The following is a 19,739-nucleotide window of genomic DNA, read 5'->3' as shown; positions in this document are numbered from 1 at the left end:
CGGCGGATGTCCATTTTCCGGACCAAATAGCGGAAGGTATCATATTCGCGTGTAGTCTGTCCAAACATGAACAGACAAACCTATACCATTGCCGTTGTTCCTGGTGACGGCATCGGCAAGGAGATCACCCCCGTGGCGCAAGAGGTCATGGAAAAGGCCACCGAGGGCATGGCTGGGTTCAAGTATGTGGACTTCGACCTCGGAGCTGAGCGTTATCTGCGTGACGGTGCCGTCCTGCCCGATGAGGAGCTGGAACGCATCAAGCAGACGGATGCGATTCTACTTGGTGCCATCGGTGATCCGCGTATCCATGCTGGTGTGCTTGAGCGCGGCCTGCTGCTCAAATTGCGGTTCGGCCTTGACCAGTATGTGAACCTGCGCCCCTGCAAACTGTACAAGGGCGTCGAGTCGCCGTTGAAGAATCCGGGCGACATCGACTTCGTGGTCGTCCGTGAGGGTACCGAGGGCCTTTACTGTGGCGCAGGCGGCGCGATTCGCAAGGACACGCCCGACGAAGTGGCCACGGAAGTCTCCGTCAACACGGCGTATGGTGTGGAACGTGTTGTACGTTATGCGTACGAGCTGGCCATGAAAAGGCGCAGGCACATCACTCTGGTACACAAGAAGAACGTGCTGATTAACGCTGGCGACATGTGGCAGCGCATTGTGGATCGGGTCGGGCAGGAGTACCCCGAGGTCAGCCATGACTACCAGCACATTGACGCCGCGACCATTTTCATGGTCACCGACCCGGGCCGCTTCGACGTTGTTCTCACTGACAATCTGTTCGGTGACATTCTCACTGATGAGGCCGGCAGTGTGGTTGGGGGAGTGGGGTATTCGGCCTCCGGCTGCATCAACGCTTCGGGCAAGTACCCCTCCATGTTCGAACCCATTCATGGCTCTGCTCCCGATATCGCTGGCAAGGGGATTGCCAATCCCACCGCCGCCGTGCTTTCGGCCGCGATGCTGCTGCGTAATCTAGGACTTGACGAGCCAGCAGTGCTCATCGAGAACGCCGTCGAAGCCGATATCGAGCAAAACGCCTCGAGACGGCGTTCTACGGCCGATGTCGGACGCGATATTTTGGGTCGGCTCTGAATCGTTATTTCGTGCAACCCGGTCTGTATATAAAGCGTGTATGAATCAAATTTTGCTGTGGTGGGGAGGGCGAAGATGGTTGTAAAAAACATTGTAATATAGTCCGAATCGGCGTCGATTCATTCCGGTTTTTAATTATTCGGAGTAATATGTGACTATGGATTATATACAACAGCCCAATCAGCCGTACGGACAGCCTGATTTACAGGGACAGATGGCAAGCGGTGATGACGCTTTGCCGCAACCCCTTCAGGTTCCGCGGTCTCAGTACGGGGCTGCGCAACCTCAATATCAGGTTCCGACGCAGCCGCAATATCAGCAGCCCATGCAACCGCAGTACCAGGTTCCGGTTCAATCTCAGCCGCAGTACCAGGCTCCGCCGTCGTCGCAGTATGGACAGCCGGCATACGATTTTCCGCCTGCGCAACCGTATGCATCACCGCAGCCGATGATATACGTTCATCAAAAGTCAAAGTTGGCGGCGGGTCTGCTCGGAATATTTTTGGGCTGTTTCGGTGCGCACAACTTTTATCTCGGCAATTACGGCAAAGCCATCGCTCAATTATTGCTTACATTGCTGTTGGGATGGGTTTTCGGCATCGGTGCCATTGCCGCTGGGATCTGGGGTCTGGTTGAAGCAATCCTGATTCTCAGTTCTTTTTATGGTTCGCGGTGGCACCGTGATGCGAACGGTGTTGAGCTCAGGGACTGACGTACTTCATCTTTAGGTGGTCCATGCCTTGAAGACGGATTGAGACATGGTTGTTTATACCGTTGAGGTGGTCGGTGAGACGAAATGTGAAACGCGGCGAGTGCAAGATGCCGGGAGGCAAGCTTGTCGCGGTCAATGTACGAGTCGATGATGATGTGCCGGTGGAATGTGCATTGGACGGGGATTTTTTCGTTGTCGGCGGAAATGAGACGCAGCAAACTTCTTTTCTCAAAGCCATTGGCGATGCGTTGATCGATGGCGAGGAATTGGGTTCTGTCTTCAGGACTTATAGTGCAATACGTTTATTGGGGACGGATGCTAAAGCAATACGCACGGCTTATCGGAGAGCCGTACAAGGCGCAAAGTGTGATGCTCCAGACGCAAAAAATCGTTCATTTCGTGCATCGAACACAAAAGTAAAAACGTTTGACGCATACGAAACGGAATCGCCTTTGACGTTATTTGACTGGCGTGAACGTTGGCAGACATTGAAACCGCGGGTGTTCATTGATGAACCTCGTTGCGCCAAGGACCAGATGCTTTTGGAAGAGCGTTTTGCGCGTGAGGTGGCGTGCGGCGTGCGACCTGCCACTGTGCGGTTCTGGCGTTGGTCCCGACCGGCTGTGGTGGTCGGCAGGTTTCAATCGATCGCGGATGAGGTTGATCAGGTTCAAGCGCGGCGGCTGGGATTCGATGTGGTCCGCAGGCCCACGGGAGGTGGGGCGATGCTCGTGGAACCCGAAAGAGTGATCACTTATTCGTTGTATGCTCCATTGGATTTTGTCGCAGGTCTTTCGGTGGCCCAGTCCTACAGGCTGTGCGACGCGTGGCTGCTTGCCGCCTTCAAACAATTGGGTTTAGATGCACACTTCAGTGGACTGAATGACATTGCATCTCAGCGAGGTAAAATAGGCGGTTCGGCGCAGCGTCGTTACCCATCTCGGCAATCGGGCGGCGGTGCGGTGCTTCATCACACCATGCTCGATTGGGATGTTCATGCCGACATTATGACAAAGGTTCTGAAGGTATCCAAAGAGAAGCTGAGCGACAAAGCGGTTCGGTCGTCCGTCAAACGTGTTGACGCCCTGTCGCGTCAAACGGATCGTAATCAAAGTACGATGATCGGTAGTCTTTTCGATTTTGTTAGCTCCAGCATATAGTCTCTTTCACTATCGGAGTTATTTATCCCCTCTCTGACCAATCGCGCAAATGGGAACAACGGATACGAAGAGATTGCGACACGAAACGGAAAGCTGAAGGACGGCAGTGGCCATGAAACCGAACGAGATCACAGAAGTTAAGAACGAACTGTTGCAGACGGCTCTATTCAAACACGTCTCGTCCGCAGAGGCGGAGGAGCTCATACCGTTCATGAAGCATGCACAATTCAATAAGGGCGGCTACATCTTCCGCGAGGGGTCAACCGATCAGCGTATGTACCTGCTCGAGTCCGGCAAGGTCAAGTTGTTGCGACAGTCCAGCGACAACCGCGTCCAGTTGTTGAGCATTCATAGCCGCGGTGAGATTCTGGGTGAAATCCCGGTGTTCGATCCATCGGGCGGACCTCGCACCGCCTCGGCGGTGGCCATGCATGACGGAACGATGGTCGGCTGGCTTGAGCACGACACATTGTTCGCTTGGCTTAACAAGCATCCGCGGGTGGCCGTGGACATGCTTCAGGTGATGGCGGGGCGTATGCGGGTGAACAATGAACAGATTTCTGATCTGGTGTTTATGGATGTGCCCGCGCGATTGGCCAAAACCCTTCTGAATCTCGCATCGCGCTTCGGAGAACCGGTTGAAGCCGGGGTGAAGGTGCCACACGACCTGACGCAGGAGGAGCTTGCGCAGCTCGTCGGATCGTCACGTGAAACGGTGAATAAGGCCTTGATGGATTTCTCGAACCGTGGGTGGATCGCACGGGATGGGCGAGCCATTATCATCTATCAGCCGGGAATGCTTATCAGGCGTTCGCGTCATTGATCTGGTGATGATTGCCGTGGTTTATAGTCCGCGGCTCTCGCTTGTAAATACCTCCTGTGGGGTGCTTAAATCCGGTCGTTGCGGTAGAGGCGGTACTTTAGAATGAAAACCATGCCTAGAACGAGGAAACTTACTGTCAAGCGCGTGCTTGCCCTGCTGTTGGCCTACGTTACGTTGTGTGTGACCGGAGGCGTGGTGGGGGGGCTGCTTTTCGTCCCCAGTGTGGTCGGCCTCAACGGTGCGGCACGTGTGATGGGACCCTCCCTGAGGGTGGAGGGCATTGATTTCGATGTGACCAGCTTGCCGCAGAAGTCCAATATCTACGCCTCCGACGGCACCACACTCATCGCCTCCTATTATGCTCAGAACCGCACCGTAGTGCCCTTGCGCAAGATATCCAAGCCGATGCAGCAGGCTGTGGTCGCACGTGAGGACAAGCGTTTCTTCGAACACAACGGCGTGGATGTGCAAGGCGTGCTGCGAGCTTTCGTCCAGACGTTCGTCAGGCACGGTGATACGCAGGGAGGCTCCTCGCTGACCCAGCAGTATGTCAAGAACGTCCTGTTGAGCCAGGCCCATGAAAAGGACGACCCCATAGCCGAATATCACGCCTCCGAAGACACCATCGCACGTAAGGTGCGCGAAATGCTGATCGCCGTGCAGATGGAGAAGCAGTATTCCAAGGGGGAGATCCTGCAGGGATACCTCAATATCGCTCAGTTCGGCAGGAACAATCTGTATGGTGTGGAGACGGCGGCAAAGCGTTATTTCAATGTTTCCGCCGCCGACCTCAATATCGGGCAGGCCGCCACCATCGCGGCGATCACCAAAAACCCGGTCCGCTACGATCCCTCGGTGCCCGACAATCAGCCCGAGGCGCAGAGGCAGCGCAACATCGTGCTCGACCTCATGCTCGAACAGAACTACATCAGCAAGGCGGACCACGATAAATTCCGTGCCGAGCCGATCGCCGGCACCCTCAACCTTCAGGACAGCGCCACGCAGATTGGCTGCCAGGCCGCCGGTGACGCTGCGTTCTTCTGCGACTATGTCACCAAGAAAATCGTCAATTCGAAGGAATTCGGCAAAACGGAGGCGGATCGCGAAAAGCTTCTGACCGAAGGTGGGCTCAACATCTACACCACGCTTGACGTCCATGCGAATGAAGCCGCGATGAATGCCGCACGTCAGGCCATTCCGGTCAATGATCCGAGCGGTTTTGAGGTTTCGATCGCGGCCATCAAGCCGGGCACGGGCGAAGTGCTTGGCTTTGGTTCCAACCGTATTTACGATGCGACGGATGCGGCCAGGAACGATCCCACCCGCACCTCCATGAACTATCAGGTCGATGCTCGCGACGGCGGCGGCAATGGTTGGAACGTCGGTTCGACCTGGAAACCAATCAACATGGTGGCTTGGATGATGCAGGGCAGGTCCGTCAACCAGCCTTTACGGACCCAACGCAGCTTTCCCGTCGGTTCCTTTGCCTGCAAAGGATACTCGGGGTTGTTGGGAAGCTCATGGCAGGTCGGCAACGCGGACGGCTTCTATCCGGGCAGCGAATCGCCGCTGGAAGGATTGGTGCGTTCCCATAATACGACTCAGGCGGAAATGATTCAGCAGATGGGTCTGTGCCCCGTGGTCGATGCGGCTAACGCGATGGGGTACCATAACTCGTCTATCGCAGGCGAAAAGCTGACCCTCGATAACGCACAGCCCTCCATGGTGATCGGCTCGGTCAACGCCTCGCCGTTGACGATGGCGAATGTCTACGCGACCATCGGGGCCAATGGTGTGGAATGCACACCAATCGCCCTTAAGAGGGTCGTCTCCAAAGAAGGCAAAGAGCTTAAAGTGCCGCCGGCCAACTGTCATCAGGCCATTGAGCCTGGCATAGCGCAGACGGTCGCCTATGCGATGAACCAAGGTGCGCTGCGGGGCGAGGCCAAACCAGCGCAGCTGGCAAATGGGCGCAAGACGTTTGCCAAGACCGGTACGAACGAGGAGTGGGCGGTGTCCACTGCGGGCTTCGTACCAAACCAGGTTGCCGCCTTCGTGGTGGCGGGCAGCGCCAAGGGGTTAGTGAGCCTGAACAACAAAACCATTAATGGTCAGTATCATTCAATCTGGTATGGTTCGTATCTGGCTACGCCGGCCTGGAAGAACTTCATGGACACCTACACCGCGGCCGCCGGCATTCCCATAGACAACAACTACGGCAATCCCGATTCGAAGTACACCGGCGGGCAGGCGCAACAACCCGCAAACGGACCCCAGCAGGAACGCGGTCATACTCAGCAGTAGTGGCTGTGACGCGTCCTGTATGGGCGGCAACAACACCCACGCGGCAGTCCGCCTGCCTCGGCTGTCATGCATGGTTGACGATTGATAGGCGGTGGTTTGGCTGAGGCTGACGGGGTGGTTCCGCTTGACACCGCCATCGCCCCATGTCTTCCGTACCGGATGAATGGACCGTTCGTGAGTTATTGGGGGTGCAGCCACTTGCGTGATTCGTCGCCGTAGCCGTCGGAAGACTGATTGAGCGAGTCGTTGATACGGGAATGATCATAAGTGACAATAGGAGGATTTTGCCTGATGTTCGCTACCGTGTGTGTTTGATGAAGGAAACGCTCAATCCGTTTTGTTTTATGCAAGTATTTGTGCGATAATGTTCGCATGATTTCTTCTCAACGCCAACATTTGATCTTGAGCAGGCTTCGTACCAGAGGTGCGGTGCGTATAACCGCCTTGTCCAAGGAGCTTGGCGTGTCGGCCATGACGGTGCGGCGTGATATCGCCGACTTGGCTGACAAGGGCCTTCTCAAACGCGTCCATGGCGGAGCGGTGACCACCAGCACCCTGTTGAGTGAACCGCTTTTCTCGGTCAAATCCCAAATGGACATCGGCCTTAAGGACGCCATCGCCCAGGAGGCGGTCAAATACGTCGCTCCGGGAGATGTGATCGCCATCGGCGGAGGCACCACCGCATATGTGTTCGCACAGCATCTTTTGGAGTCACAACGTGCCAGCGGCATCACCATCCTTACGAACTCCATTCCCGTGGCCGAACTCGTGCAGGCTTTGGAATCGAAGGATGTGGAGGTGATCGTCACCGGCGGCGTCATCACCCGATCGAACTCGCTGGTCGGTCCCATCGCGGACAAGGTGATTGAATCCTTGCGTGTGAACACCGTTTTTCTGGGGACGCACTCGGTGTCTTTGCCTCGCGGCTTCCTCATGCCGAATTCGCTGGAGGCGGCCACGGACATGGCCATGATGGGCATCGCTGATAAGACGATTATTCTCACCGACCACACCAAGTGGAGCTGTACGTCGTTGTCGTTGTTCGCCCGGTTCGATCAGGTCGACACGCTTATCACCGATGATGGCCTGAACGTGGCCTCGGTGGCTGAAACCCGCAAGCTGGTCAAGGAACTTGTGCTCACGCATCAAACCGGTTTGGCGCAAGATGAGCAATGAGCGCGTGTGGCATGTTCCTTACGAAGGAAGTCAAGCCGTGAACGAGAGTCCTCTGTCCGCCGCGGGTCGGATGACTCGACGATGGTCGGGCAGTGAGGAACGGTTGGGCTGAACGGATACATGTGAAGGATGTAGTAACAATCGTCATCAACGAAAGGGCTGGAGGGTCGATGGAGCAGTCTCAACCGAAATTCACATATTACAAACCTGGGCGGTATGCGAAGGAACACATTCGTATCAGCCCGACCACGCTCGCGGACGGGCGTGACTTCTTCTACATCGATGACGATCCCGAATATGTCTCTGGCGCCAAAACGCGTGAACTGCACGATCCTCGGCCACTGACCGACCGTTTCGCCTCCCATCTCGACTCGGAAGGCAACGAGGTGCCGTATGCCGAACCGATTATGCGCCGTGATCCCCTGACCGGAGACTGGATTCCCATGGCTGCCGCACGTATGAACCGGCCGATTACCGCCGGTCCCGGAGCCTCGGCCACTGGCAACCCGCTTGCGGCCCGCAAGCCCGGAGACCCGTATCAGGACGGTGAGGTGCCGGATATCGATTACGATGTGGTCGTTTTTGAAAATCGTTTCCCCTCGATGGTGCGGGTGCCTGGCGTGCCCGACACCGTTTCCTATGTCGACGGCGACGGACTGTGGGAGCAGCGTCCTGCCGCGGGGCGTTGCGAGGTAATCTGCTTCGACCCGAACGAAAACGGGTTGCCCGCCGATCTGCCGGTTTCCCGCCTGCGCACGGTCGTGGAGACGTGGGCCTTCCGCACCGCAGAAATCTCCCATATGGAGGGCATCGAGCAAATATTCCCGTTTGAAAACCACGGCGCCGAAATCGGTGTGTCGTTGGCGCATCCGCATGGACAGGTCTATTGCTACCCGTTCATGCCGCCGAAGATGGAAACCGAACTTGCGCATACCGAGGCATATCACGACAAGACCGGTGGCAATCTGTTGCGCGACATCGTGCAAGCGGAGCTTGCGGTCGGAACGCGCGTCGTGTTGCGCAATGCGAGCTGGGTGGCCTATGTTCCTGCCGCCGCCCGTTGGCCCCTGGAGGTCCATGTCGCTCCGGTGCGCGACGTGCTCACGCTCGACGAACTCGATGATCGGGAACGTTGGGATCTGGCCCAGATGTACTCCACGTTGCTCCATCGGGGCAATGCATTCTTCGACAAGGGTGACGGCAAGGGCATGGATCTGCCTTACATCGCCGCCTGGCATCAGGCTCCGGTGCGCGATTGGCGTCGCGCGAACTACCGTCTGAATCTGCAATTCTTCTCGTTCCGCCGTGCCGCCAACAAGATTAAGTACCTGGCTGGCTCGGAGTCCGGCATGGCGGCCTGGGTGTCCGACACGACCCCCGAGCGCATCGCAGGCCGCTTCCATGAGCTGGGTCCTGTGGACATCGGGTAGGGTGTTTGGCCCGCTGGCGCATCTGGTCGACCTCGGAACCGGCTCTTTTTTCGGCAGGAATATGTGAGACTGCTGAAAAAGGGCCGCTGAGAGCCGCTAGCTGGCTCTTTTCCGGCAGGAACGTTGGCTGCCGCAGAAAAGGGGCCGCTGGCGATGATCCCTGGAACGGATTTGGAGGCGGATGACGGATTTCTTGGGGGGGGGGATATGGCAGTGGGATCAGGGTGATTCGAGATTTCGATGCCGGATGACGGATTATGACGATGACGAATGCCGGATGTGGGATGACGGTGATGTTGGATGTCAAGCGATGCCGTCTCCGGTGGTCGCGGGTGCGACGGTTGGAACGGCGAGGCGGTCCGTTGCGGTCGCGGTGCGGGTGCGGAAGCGGTGCTTTGGCTTCGGTAGTCTCGCAGGATGCAGCAGGTAAAATGTAATGCAATTTAATGATATGTGTCATGCAACTTCAATCAAGGAGAAGATGATATGGGCAACCAAACGATGCAATCTGCCCCCGTGCAATATCTGGACGCGCTGAGTTCCGAAGACGGGGCCAGCCGGGCGATCGAGTTGTTCCGCGACACCTTCGGTGCTGAACCGGACGGGGTGTGGAGTGCGCCCGGGCGGGTTAATCTCATCGGAGAGCATACCGACTACAACGCCGGCCTGTGCCTGCCCATCGCGTTGCCGCACCGCACTTTTGTGGCGCTGTCTGCGCGTGGGGACGACACCGTGCGGCTCGTGTCGAGCATTGGCGACGGCGGGGTCACGACCGTGGATCTCGGCGGGCTTGCCGCTCGCGGGGTCCATGGTTGGGCCGCGTATCCGGCAGGGGTGGCATGGGCCCTGCGAGAAAACGGGTTCGATGGCGTGCGTGGTTTTGATGCGGCATTCGTTTCCTGCGTGCCGGTTGGTGGCGGGCTCAGTTCGTCGGCGGCGATGACCTGCTCGACCGCTCTGGCGCTTGACGACGTTTATGGGCTAGGTTTTGGCAACAGCGATGAGGGTCGGGTTACGTTGATTGGAGCCGCCATGAAAGCCGAGAACGACATGGCCGGCGCCTCGACCGGCGGTCTTGACCAGAACGCATCGATGCGCTGCACTCCAGGCCATGCGATTCTGCTGGACTGTCGGCCGGAGCTCGATGCCTTCCACAGCGTCACGCAGCAGCCATTCGATCTCGAAGCGCTTGGCCTTGAACTGTTGGTGCTCGACACTCAGGCCGCCCATCAGCTCAACGATGGACAGTATGAGACGAGGCGCGGCATGTGCGAGGACGCCGCCCGGCTTCTGGGCGTGAAGAACATACGCGTGGTGGCCGACGAGATTTCGCATAGTGTCGGTCTGGACCGAGCCGTGACCGCCTCCGGCGGCATCTGCGCCCACGATTTCGAAAACGTCGTCGAATCCGCCGACGCCGCGCTTGCTGAAGTGTTGGGCCGCTTGTCCGATGAGACCATGAAAAGGCGTGTGCGACACGTCGTCACGGAGATCTGGCGCGTTCCTCAGTTCGTTGCGGCGTTCTCGGCGGGTGACGTGAAGATGGCGGGGGAGTTGTTCAACGCATCCCATGATTCCCTTGCCGCTGATTATGAAGTGACCGTGCCGGAGCTCGATGTGGCCGTGGATACGGCTCGGCGCAACGGTGCGTATGGAGCGCGTATGACTGGCGGCGGTTTCGGCGGGTCGATAATAGCGCTTGTCGATAAGGGGCAGGGTCGCCGTGTGGCGCAGTCCATAGCGGATGGATTCGCTGCGCATGGCTTTCGTGCTCCACGCGCCCTGGCGGCGGTGGCGTCGGACTCGGCTCGTCGCGAAGCCTAGAAAAACCTGGGGTCGGTTTGCCTGCGGTACGGTTGCGATGAGAATGTGATGAAAGTCGGAATGACTGTAAAGGGGTTGTGAACGCCGGTGGAGATAGCGTTATGGCCTCTTGGTGCCGGTATTCGCTTCGTCTAATCTGACCAATGCTAGAAAGGTTTGGAATATGCGCTTGTCAGACGACGATTCGACACGGCACTTAGATGTGACCTACGGCTTTGGCTTTCTTGGCTTCGGTGGGTGCGTACGGTGAGGGTCGGGCAGGTCCGTGATAATGAGGTGGTCATCGCCGGTTCGTGGCGTACGGCGACGGGCAAATTCCGAGGGGCGCTCAGCAACATGACCATGGTCGAGATGACGACCGACCTGGCGCGGCGCGGATTAGGTCGCGCGCATATGGGGCCCGCAGTGTTTGATCAGGTGATCCTCGGCAATGTATTGAGCACCGGAACCGGGCAGAATGTGGCCCGGCAGGTGCAGGTCGGCGCGGGTATGCCGATTGCAGGCACCGCTATGACCGTCAATCAGGTCTGTGGGTCGGGTCTCAAAGCCGTGCGCTTGGCTCAGACCGCCGTCGCCATGGGGGATGCGCAGGTGGTGTTGGCCGGTGGCGGCGAAAGCATGTCGAACGCCCCGGCATTTGCCAGCCGCACCGACAAGAACGAATTTGATATTGACCACTGGATCGACACCTTGCATTACGATGCGCTCAACGACGCCTTTGACGGACGCCCGATGGGGGTCACCGCCGAGAATCTGGCCCGCCGTTTCGGCATAACCCGAGACGAACTCGACCGATATGCCGTCGATTCCCAGCGCAAGGCTAGTGCCGCTTGGGAGGCGGGGTGGTTCGACGACGAGGTGCTGCCTGTCGGCGGGCTTGAACGTGATGAGACCATGCGTCCCGGTACCACGTTCGATGGGCTGTCGGTGCTCAAACCCGCATATGAGGACGGTGGCGTCGTCACTGCGGGCAACGCGTCGCCTTTAAGCGATGGGGCCGCCGTCATGGTGGTCACGACGATGCGGCGGGCCCGTGAGCTCGGGTTTGGCGCGCAGGCCGTAATCCGAGGCTACGCCGAGGTCGGCCACCGGCCCGATCAGATGGGGTATGCGACGATCCCGGCCATCGAACGGGTGTTGGAGCGGTGTGGACAGACCGGCGACGAGATTGACCTATACGAGGTCAACGAGGCGTTCGCCGCACAGGCCTGGCTGACGCGCGAGCAATTGGGCATCAACCCGGATCGATACAACGTTTCTGGAGGAGCGCTCGCTTTGGGGCACGCGCTCGGAGCCTCCGGCGCGCGGATTCTGACCACGCTGATCCATTCGTTGCAGCGCACCGGCGGGAGGTTCGGCGTGGCGGCTCTGTGCGTCGGTGGTGGGCAGGGGGTCGCAATGGAGGTAGAGAGCGTACGATGACCAAGTTCTATGAACTGTCGACGGCCGAACGAATCGACCGATTGCGGGTCGAGGGTGCCATTGGCGAGGATGGGTTGCGTGTGTTGACCGGTCAGGCCGAGGCGTTGCCCGCAGTCGTGGCGTCCAATATGGTCGAGAACCACATTGGCGCTTTTCCGGTGCCGCTTGGATTAGCGGAGCATTTCGTGATTGATGGCGAGGCGTTGCGCGTGCCGATGGCCGTTGAGGAGCCGTCCGTCATCGCGGCGGCCGGTAATGCGGCGGCGCGCATCGCACGGTCCGGCGGATTCAGTACTTCGGTCCGGCGCGAAGGTGTCGTCGCGCAGATTGTCGTTACGGATGCGCGTGATGGTGATGGTGTAGACGGTGGCGGCAAGGAAGGTGCCGATCGGTCGCCTCTTGACAGGCTTACGGAATATGTCCGCGCACATGAGGGGGAAATACGTCGGGTGGCACGTCAGGCCCACCCGAGTCTTGAGAGGCACGGTGGCGGGCTGCGTGGTGTCGAAGTGCGTGGCCATGAGGACGGATTCGCCGAACTTGACCTGCTGATCGACACGGGTGAGGCGATGGGCGCGAATGTGGTCAACACCATTGCCGAGGCGGTCTCAGTGCATTGCATATCGCATATTGACGGACTTGACCCACTGATGTCGATATTGTCGAACGAATCCGCCGGCCAACGTGCGCAATCGGTGGCACGTATCGCTTTCGACGATCTGAAGACCCGAGATATGGATGGCGATCGGGTCGCCCGGCGTATCGTGAAGGCGGCTCGATTCGCGTGGGTATCGCCTCTCCGTGCAGCCACGCATAACAAGGGCATCATGAACGGGGTCAATGCGGCGGTGCTGGCGACTGGCAACGACACACGCAATATCAACGCCGCCGCATATGCCGATTTGAGCGACCGCAAGCGCACGTGGACGAAATGGACCATCGATGAAGACCGGAGTCAATTGGTCGGCGTCATTGATATGCCCCTGCCGCTGGGCGCTGTCGGCGGGGCGATGTCGACCCTACCGATGGCCCGCCTGTCTCTTGCATTGCTCGGGCATCCAAGCGCTGCCCGGCTGATGGGCATCGTTGCCAGCGTCGGGTTGGCCTCCAATCTTTCGGCGATGCGGGCGTTGGTGACTCGCGGTATCCAATCGGGCCACATGAACCTCCAGTTCAAAAGCCTGGTCATGTCGGCGGGGGCCCGACCGGAGGAGCTCGATCAGGTGGTTGCCGGCCTGCGTGCGGACCCCGCCCACGCCGATTTGGCGATGGCGAAGCGGCTCTTGCAACGGCTGCGCGCCGAGAGCAAGTGAAACGTTGCCGGACTGCCGATGTGTACACCTGCGTTCTTTGCGTATATACGGCATGGGGTCAATCGATGCGGTCGATTAAAACGGTACTCGCTAATCGTTAAGAATGGTCAATAGACAACAATACAGAAATAACGGAGGCTGAAACCGATGCAGGAAAAGAGCCATGCGGTCGATACCGTGGTTGGTATCGACAGGATCAACTTCACCGTGCCCAACCATTACCTAGACCTGACCGATCTGGCCGAAAGCCGCGGCGTGGACCCGAACAAGTACCTGATCGGCATAGGGCAGAGCAAGATGGCCGTGCCCGCGCTTGACCAGGACATCGTGGCGATGGCCGCCAACGCCGCTGAACCCATGCTCTCGGACGACGACAAGGAGCGTATCGGGCTGCTCGTGGTCGCTACGGAAAGCGGCGTCGACCAGTCCAAGGCCGCCTCGCTGTTCGTCGGCGATCTGCTGGGGCTTCCCGGTCACCATCGCTCCATCGAAATCAAGGAGGCCTGTTACGGCGCGACCGCCGGCCTGCAGCTCGCGTGTGACTACGTGGCCCGTCATCCGCAGCGCACGGCGCTGGTCATCGCTTCCGACATCGCGCGTTATGGGCTGTCCACTCCCGGCGAGGTGACGCAGGGTGCCGGCGCCGTGGCGATGTTGGTGACGCGGGACCCGGCCATTTTGGCCATCGAGCCGGAATCCGTATACGAAAGTCGTAGTACCGGCGACTTTTGGCGGCCGAACTACTCCGCCCAGGCGTTCGCCCGAGGCAAATACTCGGAGGAGGTCTATGTCGGCATGTTCCAGGAGCTGTGGGCCGGAGCGCAGGAGCTCGGTATGGCGCGCCCCGATGAATTGCAGGCGTTGCTCTTCCATATCCCGTTCTCGAAGATGGGCCGCAAAGGGCTGCGTACGCTCGGTGACGGCGTGATCGGCGAAACGGATTACGCCCGCCTGACTGACCGTTTCGAATCCAGCATCATCTACGGCCGGCAGGTCGGCAACGTCTACACCGGATCGGTCTATCTGGCGTTGCTTTCGTTGCTCGATAACGACGAGGGTCTTACGGAGGGTGACCGCATCGGTCTGTTCAGCTATGGGTCCGGCTCAGTGGCCGAGTTGTATTTCGGTATATTGCAACCGGGTTATCGCGGACGTCTCGACGCCGCCGCGCACCGCACGATGCTTCAGGCCCGCGAGCGCCTGAGCGTGCCGGAATATGAGGCCATGTTCTCTGCGCAACTGCCCACGGACGGCTCGGAACTGGTTCTCGACCGCAGTGACCAGAGTGATTCGGCTCCGCATTACCTGGCTGGGATCAAAGGTCACGAGCGGCAGTACCGCTGAATCGGTTCGATCGGGTCGCCGGGCCGGAAATCCCGCTAAATGATACTGTCCGGGCGGTCGGTGCCGCCACCGCGTATGCTTGGGGTTCGGTGGCGGTTACGCCGCTTTTCGAAACAACGTTCCAAGGGGTTGTTCATGAACAAAGCTGTCATCACCGTCGTTGGACGCGACGCGGTCGGCATCATCGCGCGCGTTTGCGCATATTTGGCCGAGCATCGGGTCAATGTGCTTGACATTTCGCAAACCATTCTTGATGGTTTCTTCAATATGATGATGATTGTGGATGTTTCGCAGGCGAATGGAGAGTTTTCGGAGCTTGTGGACGGCCTTGGGTCGCTGGGCGACGAAATCGGTGTGCGTATCCGTTGCCAACGTGAAGAGATTTTCACGAAGATGCATCGCGTATGATCGCGGCTTGTGGCAGGCACGGCATGACGTCGCGTGTTCGGTGCGGTTGACGGTGAAGTGTCTGCAATGCGTGCGAATCGGGAAAACGTTCGGTTATATGACTTGGGCGGCTTGTGTGTTTCGCGTTTGGCGGATTGGCGAGTTGTTGACGAGTTAGGGAATAGGGGTGGAGCGATGCTGAATATCATGGAGGTCGACGAGACCAACAAGATGATCGAGCAGGAAAAGCTCGATGTACGTACGATTACGATGGGCATTTCGCTTTTGGATTGCACGGCAGGTGACGTGGATGAGGTGTGCGAGCGCATCTACCGCAAGATCGCCACCAAGGCGCATGATCTGGTTTCGACGGGCCAGGCCATTGAACGAGACTATGGTATTCCAATCGTCAATAAGCGTATTACTGTTACGCCGATTTCGTTGGTGGGTGCCGGAGCGTGCCAGAGCCCGGAGGACTTCGTCAGGATCGCTCATGCCCTCGACCGGGCGGCCAAAGAGGTGGGGGTGGATCTCATCGGTGGTTATTCGGCCTTGGTGTCCAAGTCGATGACACCGGCCGAACGCATGCTCATCGAATCGTTGCCGCAGGCTTTGTCCGAAACCGACATCGTGTGTTCGTCGGTCAACGTCGGCTCCACCAAGACCGGCATTGACATGGACGCGGTCGAACTTTTGGGTCGCATGGTCAAAGACATCGCCTACTCCACTCGCGACAATGACGGCTTCGGTTGCGTCAAATTCGTCGCCTTCTGCAACGCCACCGACGACAACCCCTTCATGGCCGGCGGCTTCCACGGCGTGACCGAAGGCGACGTGGTGGTCAACGTCGGCGTCTCCGGGCCGGGAGTTGTCTCGCGGGCGCTCGATGCGACGCGCGGCTCCGATTTCGAGACCTTGTGCGAGACCATCAAACGCACCGCCTTCAAGATCACCCGTGTCGGCCAGCTCGTGGCGCAGGAGGCCTCGCGCCGTCTTGGCGTGCCGTTCGGCATCATCGACCTTTCTCTGGCGCCGACCGCCGCGGTCGGGGATTCGGTCGGCGAGGTGCTCGAGAAGATCGGCCTGGCGCAGGTGGGCGGCCCCGGCACCACCGCGGCGCTCGCGATGCTCAACGACCAGGTCAAGAAGGGCGGCATCATGGCCTCCTCGTATGTGGGCGGGCTTTCGGGCGCGTTCATCCCGGTCTCCGAGGACAAGGCGATGATCGACGCGGCCTCCACCGGCAACCTGACCATCGAGAAGCTCGAAGCGATGACATGCGTGTGCTCGGTCGGCCTTGACATGATCGCAATCCCCGGTGATACCACGGCCGCCACGATTTCCGGTATCATCGCCGACGAGGCCGCCATCGGCATGGTCAACCAGAAGACCACCGCAGTACGCGTCATACCCGTCTATGGCAAGGGCGTGGGGGAGGTCGCCAATTTCGGTGGTCTGATGGGCTATGCGCCTATCATTCCGGTCAACCAGACTTCGTGCGAGGAGTTCGTGAGCCGTGGTGGCCGCATCCCCGCGCCGATTCACAGCTTCAAGAACTGAGAGGTCACTGGCCGCCTTTGAACCCCAATTGTCGCCAGGCCTCGTAAATGGCGATGGAGGCACAGTTGGTGAGGTTCAACGACCGCAGGCTTGGTCGCATCGGCAGGCGCACCTGCTCGGCGACGTGCGGGCCGGCCATGATGTCCATCGGGTCGGGGATATCACCCGGCTCCGGGCCGAACAGGAGTATGTCGGTCGGCTTGTATTCGATGTCCGTGTAGAGCTTGGTGGCGTGTGCGGTAAAGGCGATAATGCGCGAGTTCGGCATCGAGGCGACGAGGTCGTCGAAATTGGGGTGCAGCACCACATGCGCCATGTCGTGGTAATCCAGTCCGGCCCGGCGTAGCTTGGTGTCGCGCAGGTTGAACCCGAGCGGTTCCACCAGATGCAGAATCGTGCCGGTCACGGCGCATAGGCGAATCGCCGACCCGGTGTTGCCGGGGATGCGCGGCGAGTAATAGCACAGGTGCGGCGTGACCGTCGTGGCCTCGGCCGCCTGCGCGGCGCTCATCATTGCGTCGGTGACGCTGATGGGGTTGCCATGCGCGTCGGTCACGAGTTCGTCCGGTCCGTAGTTCGACTTGCGGTAGCCGTATTCGTACATGTCGGAAACTTTGTTTTCGGGTGCCTGTGTATTGTCGCTCATGCCTTCAAACCTACCGCCGTAAACCGACACGGCGTCGCATGCGGGATTCCATAACATGGAACGCGCAAAACGCCAGCTTTTTACTCTGTACCGCGTTTACTCTTGCAGTCGGATTAAACAACGTCGATGCTCCGCTGTTCTTACGTATAGTTAAGTGTGGTTGCATGAGCGGAACATAAAATTGCATGCAGAATCCGTTCTGTTCTGCGGATAGGGGGGTTATTCCGTCGCTTGCTCCTGCTGTCTTTTGTGGCTGCGTAGTACGGAGGACGGAAATGGCTGATTGTCGCATTCCGTCCCGTGGGTTCGGCTGGGTGCGTAGTGATTTCGTGGTACCGAGGCAGAATGATGGGGTGACGAATGAGGGCGATGATATGGCTAAGGTCGGCAACGGTATGCATGAGGTAGTGAATGGGTTTACCACCGCCCATCTTGAGACGATGAAAGCCGAGCTGTTCGAGTGGTGGGATACGAACGCGCGCGACCTTCCCTGGCGCTTCGGCCGTGCGACTCCTTGGGGGATCCTGGTTTCCGAGGTGATGAGCCAGCAGACGCAGATGAGCCGGGTGGTGCCGTACTGGACCGATTGGATGGCGATGTGGCCGGACGCGGCGAGCTTGGCGGCGGCAAGTTCCGCGGAGGTCATCACCGCGTGGGGAAGGCTCGGCTACCCGCGGCGTTCTTTGCGTTTGCAGGAGTGCGCGTGTGCCGTCGTGGAGCGTTATGGCGGCGAGCTTCCGAAAACCTATGACGGATTAGTGGCTCTGCCGGGCATCGGCGATTACACCGCCAGCGCCGTGATGAGCTTTGCGTTCGGCGAGCGCATTGCCGTCATCGACACCAACGTGCGGCGCGTCCTGTGGCGCACCTTCAAGGGTGAGGAGTCGTTCGGCGGGGCCGCACGGCCTGAGGAACGAGAACTGGCGAACGCTGTATTGCCGCGCGATCCGGCCGAAAGCGTGACATGGAACGAGGCGCTGATCGAGCTCGGGGCCCTGGTGTGCACCGCCAAGAACCCGAAAATCGACGAGGACCCGTGGGCTTTCGAGAGCCTGTTTTACGCCGCCGGTTGCCCGGGAATCGGGCAGAAGCGTACCCGTCCGCGCCAGCGTTTCAAAGGCACCAACCGTCAGGTTCGCGGCCTAATACTGAATGCATTGCGTAATTTGAGCGACGCAGGCACGACTCTGGCCCGTGCCGAAGTCGAGGCGCTTTGGCCCGACCATGTCCAGCTCGATGCCTGCATCGCCTCTCTTGACGAGGATGGCCTGATCGAAATCGCCGCCGATGGCTCCCTGCGCCTGCCGCGCTAGCCTATTTCAGGCGGCGTGTTTACACTAGAGGTATGACCTCCCAGAAGCCCGCAAAACGCAAACCGACCAAGCGTAAGCCCAGCAAACAGATGCGGCGCGTGTATCTGCGCCGTCGCATCGTCGTCGGTGTTGCCGCGGTGCTTGTGCTTGCGGTGCTGGCGTTCTGCGTCTATAACGTCGGCAGATTCGCGGTCATCAGGATGCAGGGCGGTGGCAGTGATACAAGCCAGACGAGCGCTCGGCGCAATGATGGCAAGTCCAAGTCGCAACAGTCGGGCAAATCGTCGAAGTCCGGTAAGTCCAGTAATGCTGACGGCTCCGGCAATAAAAGACAGAAGGCCGAGACGACGAAGAAAAGCGGCGTGAAGGAGTGCGGCGCCAACGACGTGAGGCTGGAGCTGGCCTCGAAGTCCCAGAACATAGCGGTCGGCGGCACGCTTGACTTCACCGCGACGATCCGTTACGAGGGTTCGTCCTCGTGTTTGATTGACGCGTCGAACTCCTCGCGCGTCCTGACGATCACGAGTGGTGATGACACGATCTGGCGTTCGGACTCGTGCCCGGCCGACCAGCGTCAGCTGCTGATGGCCAAAGGCGACAAGGACGTGCAGACCCTCACGTGGAACGCCGACCGCACCGGCTCCGGCTGCCAGCCCGACGAGAATCTCCTGCGCGTCAACGCGGGCACCTACATGGCTCAGCTGAGCCTCAAGGACCATCCGAAGGTCAAAAGCGAGAAGGTCCCGGTCGTCGTCGAGGGCGGTGGTCAAGAGGAGCAGTAGCGCGCTTCGAGGAAGTGATGTGGGTCGGCAGCTGTTCGCCTATGTTCTCTTTGAATGGCTTGCTGGGAACGTGTACGATCAGTCCTCCATGTCATGCTCGTTTTTTTTTAGGATAGGATTCTAGCTAGTTGGGCAGTGCTGGTTTGTAAATCGGACAGACTGGGGCATGATGAAACGACGTGGCGGATTCGCGCGGGTGGCGGCAAGGCTGGTGCCGACGTTTTTGGCCGTCGTTGCGTTGTCGGTCTCAGGCTGCGCGAACGCTACTGAGGCGGGCAATCTTGCGTCGGTGGCCGAACCCAACACCCTATCTCAGAATGTCAATAATGCGGGGGGGGGGAGGCAACCCTTCGCTGAATTCTGGCGTCGAGTCCGGTAACCAGCAGGATTCTTCGGTGGCGGCCGAGCCTCAGAAAGGTTCGTCGGCTTCGCATGCTGCGGC

Annotated in this window: 16 protein-coding genes; 15 read left to right on the top strand and 1 reads right to left on the bottom strand. The window is 59.1% G+C overall.

Features of this window, described 5'->3' with window-relative positions; genetic code table 11:
- Positions 1 to 66 precede the first annotated feature (66 nt).
- The 13 genes from BBOH_RS04390 (at position 67) to BBOH_RS04330 (ending at position 16,556) form a co-directional block, all read left to right on the top strand.
- Entirely contained in the window at positions 67 to 1,101 is a 1,035-nt protein-coding gene (locus tag BBOH_RS04390) for a 3-isopropylmalate dehydrogenase (RefSeq protein ID WP_033521917.1), read from the top strand.
- Between the two features lie 214 nt (positions 1,102 to 1,315).
- A complete protein-coding gene (locus BBOH_RS04385) occupies positions 1,316 to 1,813 on the top strand; it encodes an NINE protein (protein ID WP_052118216.1) in 498 nt (165 codons plus the stop codon).
- An 86-nt stretch (positions 1,814 to 1,899) separates the two neighbouring features.
- Complete coding sequence (locus BBOH_RS04380; protein WP_033521918.1) at positions 1,900 to 2,973, top strand: lipoate--protein ligase family protein; 1,074 nt, start codon at positions 1,900 to 1,902, stop codon at positions 2,971 to 2,973.
- A 112-nt stretch (positions 2,974 to 3,085) separates the two neighbouring features.
- Entirely contained in the window at positions 3,086 to 3,796 is a 711-nt protein-coding gene (locus BBOH_RS04375; protein WP_044098129.1) for a Crp/Fnr family transcriptional regulator, read from the top strand.
- A 111-nt stretch (positions 3,797 to 3,907) separates the two neighbouring features.
- The gene (locus tag BBOH_RS04370; RefSeq protein WP_081930329.1) at positions 3,908 to 6,100 is read left to right on the top strand and encodes a transglycosylase domain-containing protein; all 2,193 of its coding nucleotides are present in this window, start codon (positions 3,908 to 3,910) and stop codon (positions 6,098 to 6,100) included.
- A 372-nt stretch (positions 6,101 to 6,472) separates the two neighbouring features.
- The gene (locus BBOH_RS04365) at positions 6,473 to 7,276 is read left to right on the top strand and encodes a DeoR/GlpR family DNA-binding transcription regulator (protein ID WP_033521973.1); all 804 of its coding nucleotides are present in this window, start codon (positions 6,473 to 6,475) and stop codon (positions 7,274 to 7,276) included.
- A 170-nt stretch (positions 7,277 to 7,446) separates the two neighbouring features.
- A complete protein-coding gene (galT, locus tag BBOH_RS04360; protein ID WP_033521921.1) occupies positions 7,447 to 8,706 on the top strand; it encodes a galactose-1-phosphate uridylyltransferase in 1,260 nt (419 codons plus the stop codon).
- Between the two features lie 501 nt (positions 8,707 to 9,207).
- Positions 9,208 to 10,530, top strand: a complete 1,323-nt coding sequence (gene galK, locus BBOH_RS04355) for a galactokinase (RefSeq protein ID WP_033521974.1) — start codon at positions 9,208 to 9,210, stop codon at positions 10,528 to 10,530.
- 246 nt (positions 10,531 to 10,776) lie between these two features.
- Positions 10,777 to 11,952, top strand: coding sequence for a thiolase family protein (locus BBOH_RS04350; RefSeq protein ID WP_033521975.1), 1,176 nt, complete (start codon positions 10,777 to 10,779; stop codon positions 11,950 to 11,952).
- Positions 11,949 to 13,265: a hydroxymethylglutaryl-CoA reductase, degradative gene (locus BBOH_RS04345; protein ID WP_033521923.1), complete on the top strand. Its 1,317-nt coding sequence runs from the start codon at positions 11,949 to 11,951 to the stop codon at positions 13,263 to 13,265. Before BBOH_RS04350 ends, BBOH_RS04345 begins: the two co-directional genes overlap by 4 nt.
- A 147-nt stretch (positions 13,266 to 13,412) precedes the next feature.
- Positions 13,413 to 14,609 carry a hydroxymethylglutaryl-CoA synthase gene (locus BBOH_RS04340; RefSeq protein ID WP_033521924.1) on the top strand — a complete coding sequence of 399 codons (1,197 nt, stop codon included), beginning with the start codon at positions 13,413 to 13,415 and terminating at the stop codon, positions 14,607 to 14,609.
- A 135-nt stretch (positions 14,610 to 14,744) separates the two neighbouring features.
- On the top strand, positions 14,745 to 15,017 hold the full coding sequence (locus BBOH_RS04335; protein ID WP_033521926.1) for an ACT domain-containing protein: 273 nt from the start codon (positions 14,745 to 14,747) through the stop codon (positions 15,015 to 15,017).
- 174 nt (positions 15,018 to 15,191) lie between these two features.
- Positions 15,192 to 16,556 (top strand): PFL family protein, encoded by a 1,365-nt coding sequence (locus BBOH_RS04330; RefSeq protein ID WP_033521928.1) that lies wholly within the window; start codon positions 15,192 to 15,194, stop codon positions 16,554 to 16,556.
- 4 nt (positions 16,557 to 16,560) lie between these two features.
- Here the strand turns inward: BBOH_RS04330 and BBOH_RS04325 are convergent, their stop codons facing one another.
- Entirely contained in the window at positions 16,561 to 17,202 is a 642-nt protein-coding gene (locus BBOH_RS04325; RefSeq protein ID WP_074428568.1) for a tRNA (cytidine(34)-2'-O)-methyltransferase, read from the bottom strand.
- A gap of 440 nt (positions 17,203 to 17,642) precedes the next feature.
- Between BBOH_RS04325 and BBOH_RS04320 the strand changes: the two genes are divergently transcribed.
- Both BBOH_RS04320 and BBOH_RS04315 read left to right on the top strand, forming a co-directional pair.
- Entirely contained in the window at positions 17,643 to 18,515 is an 873-nt protein-coding gene (locus BBOH_RS04320; protein WP_143242460.1) for an HhH-GPD family protein, read from the top strand.
- A gap of 32 nt (positions 18,516 to 18,547) precedes the next feature.
- Complete coding sequence (locus BBOH_RS04315) at positions 18,548 to 19,297, top strand: hypothetical protein (RefSeq protein ID WP_033521930.1); 750 nt, start codon at positions 18,548 to 18,550, stop codon at positions 19,295 to 19,297.
- The last annotated feature ends 442 nt before the right edge of the window (positions 19,298 to 19,739 follow it).

Source organism: Bifidobacterium bohemicum DSM 22767 (genome assembly GCF_000741525.1).
Classification (GTDB): Bacteria; Actinomycetota; Actinomycetes; order Actinomycetales; family Bifidobacteriaceae; genus Bifidobacterium; species Bifidobacterium bohemicum.
This window is presented reverse-complemented; position numbering and strand designations above follow the sequence as displayed.

Bases quoted from the DNA above. Each gene is read 5' to 3' on its own strand.
- BBOH_RS04330 (WP_033521928.1), top strand. From the start codon at position 15,192: ATGCTGAATATCATGGAGGTCGACGAGACCAACAAGATGATCGAGCAG.
- galT (WP_033521921.1), top strand. From the start codon at position 7,447: ATGGAGCAGTCTCAACCGAAATTCACATATTACAAACCTGGGCGGTAT.
- BBOH_RS04390 (WP_033521917.1), top strand. From the start codon at position 67: ATGAACAGACAAACCTATACCATTGCCGTTGTTCCTGGTGACGGCATC.
- BBOH_RS04345 (WP_033521923.1), top strand. From the start codon at position 11,949: ATGACCAAGTTCTATGAACTGTCGACGGCCGAACGAATCGACCGATTG.
- BBOH_RS04315 (WP_033521930.1), top strand. From the start codon at position 18,548: ATGACCTCCCAGAAGCCCGCAAAACGCAAACCGACCAAGCGTAAGCCC.
- BBOH_RS04320 (WP_143242460.1), top strand. From the start codon at position 17,643: ATGAAAGCCGAGCTGTTCGAGTGGTGGGATACGAACGCGCGCGACCTT.
- BBOH_RS04370 (WP_081930329.1), top strand. From the start codon at position 3,908: ATGCCTAGAACGAGGAAACTTACTGTCAAGCGCGTGCTTGCCCTGCTG.
- BBOH_RS04335 (WP_033521926.1), top strand. From the start codon at position 14,745: ATGAACAAAGCTGTCATCACCGTCGTTGGACGCGACGCGGTCGGCATC.
- BBOH_RS04385 (WP_052118216.1), top strand. From the start codon at position 1,316: ATGGCAAGCGGTGATGACGCTTTGCCGCAACCCCTTCAGGTTCCGCGG.
- BBOH_RS04325 (WP_074428568.1), bottom strand. From the start codon at position 17,202: ATGAGCGACAATACACAGGCACCCGAAAACAAAGTTTCCGACATGTAC.
- BBOH_RS04365 (WP_033521973.1), top strand. From the start codon at position 6,473: ATGATTTCTTCTCAACGCCAACATTTGATCTTGAGCAGGCTTCGTACC.
- BBOH_RS04375 (WP_044098129.1), top strand. From the start codon at position 3,086: ATGAAACCGAACGAGATCACAGAAGTTAAGAACGAACTGTTGCAGACG.
- BBOH_RS04340 (WP_033521924.1), top strand. From the start codon at position 13,413: ATGCAGGAAAAGAGCCATGCGGTCGATACCGTGGTTGGTATCGACAGG.
- galK (WP_033521974.1), top strand. From the start codon at position 9,208: ATGCAATCTGCCCCCGTGCAATATCTGGACGCGCTGAGTTCCGAAGAC.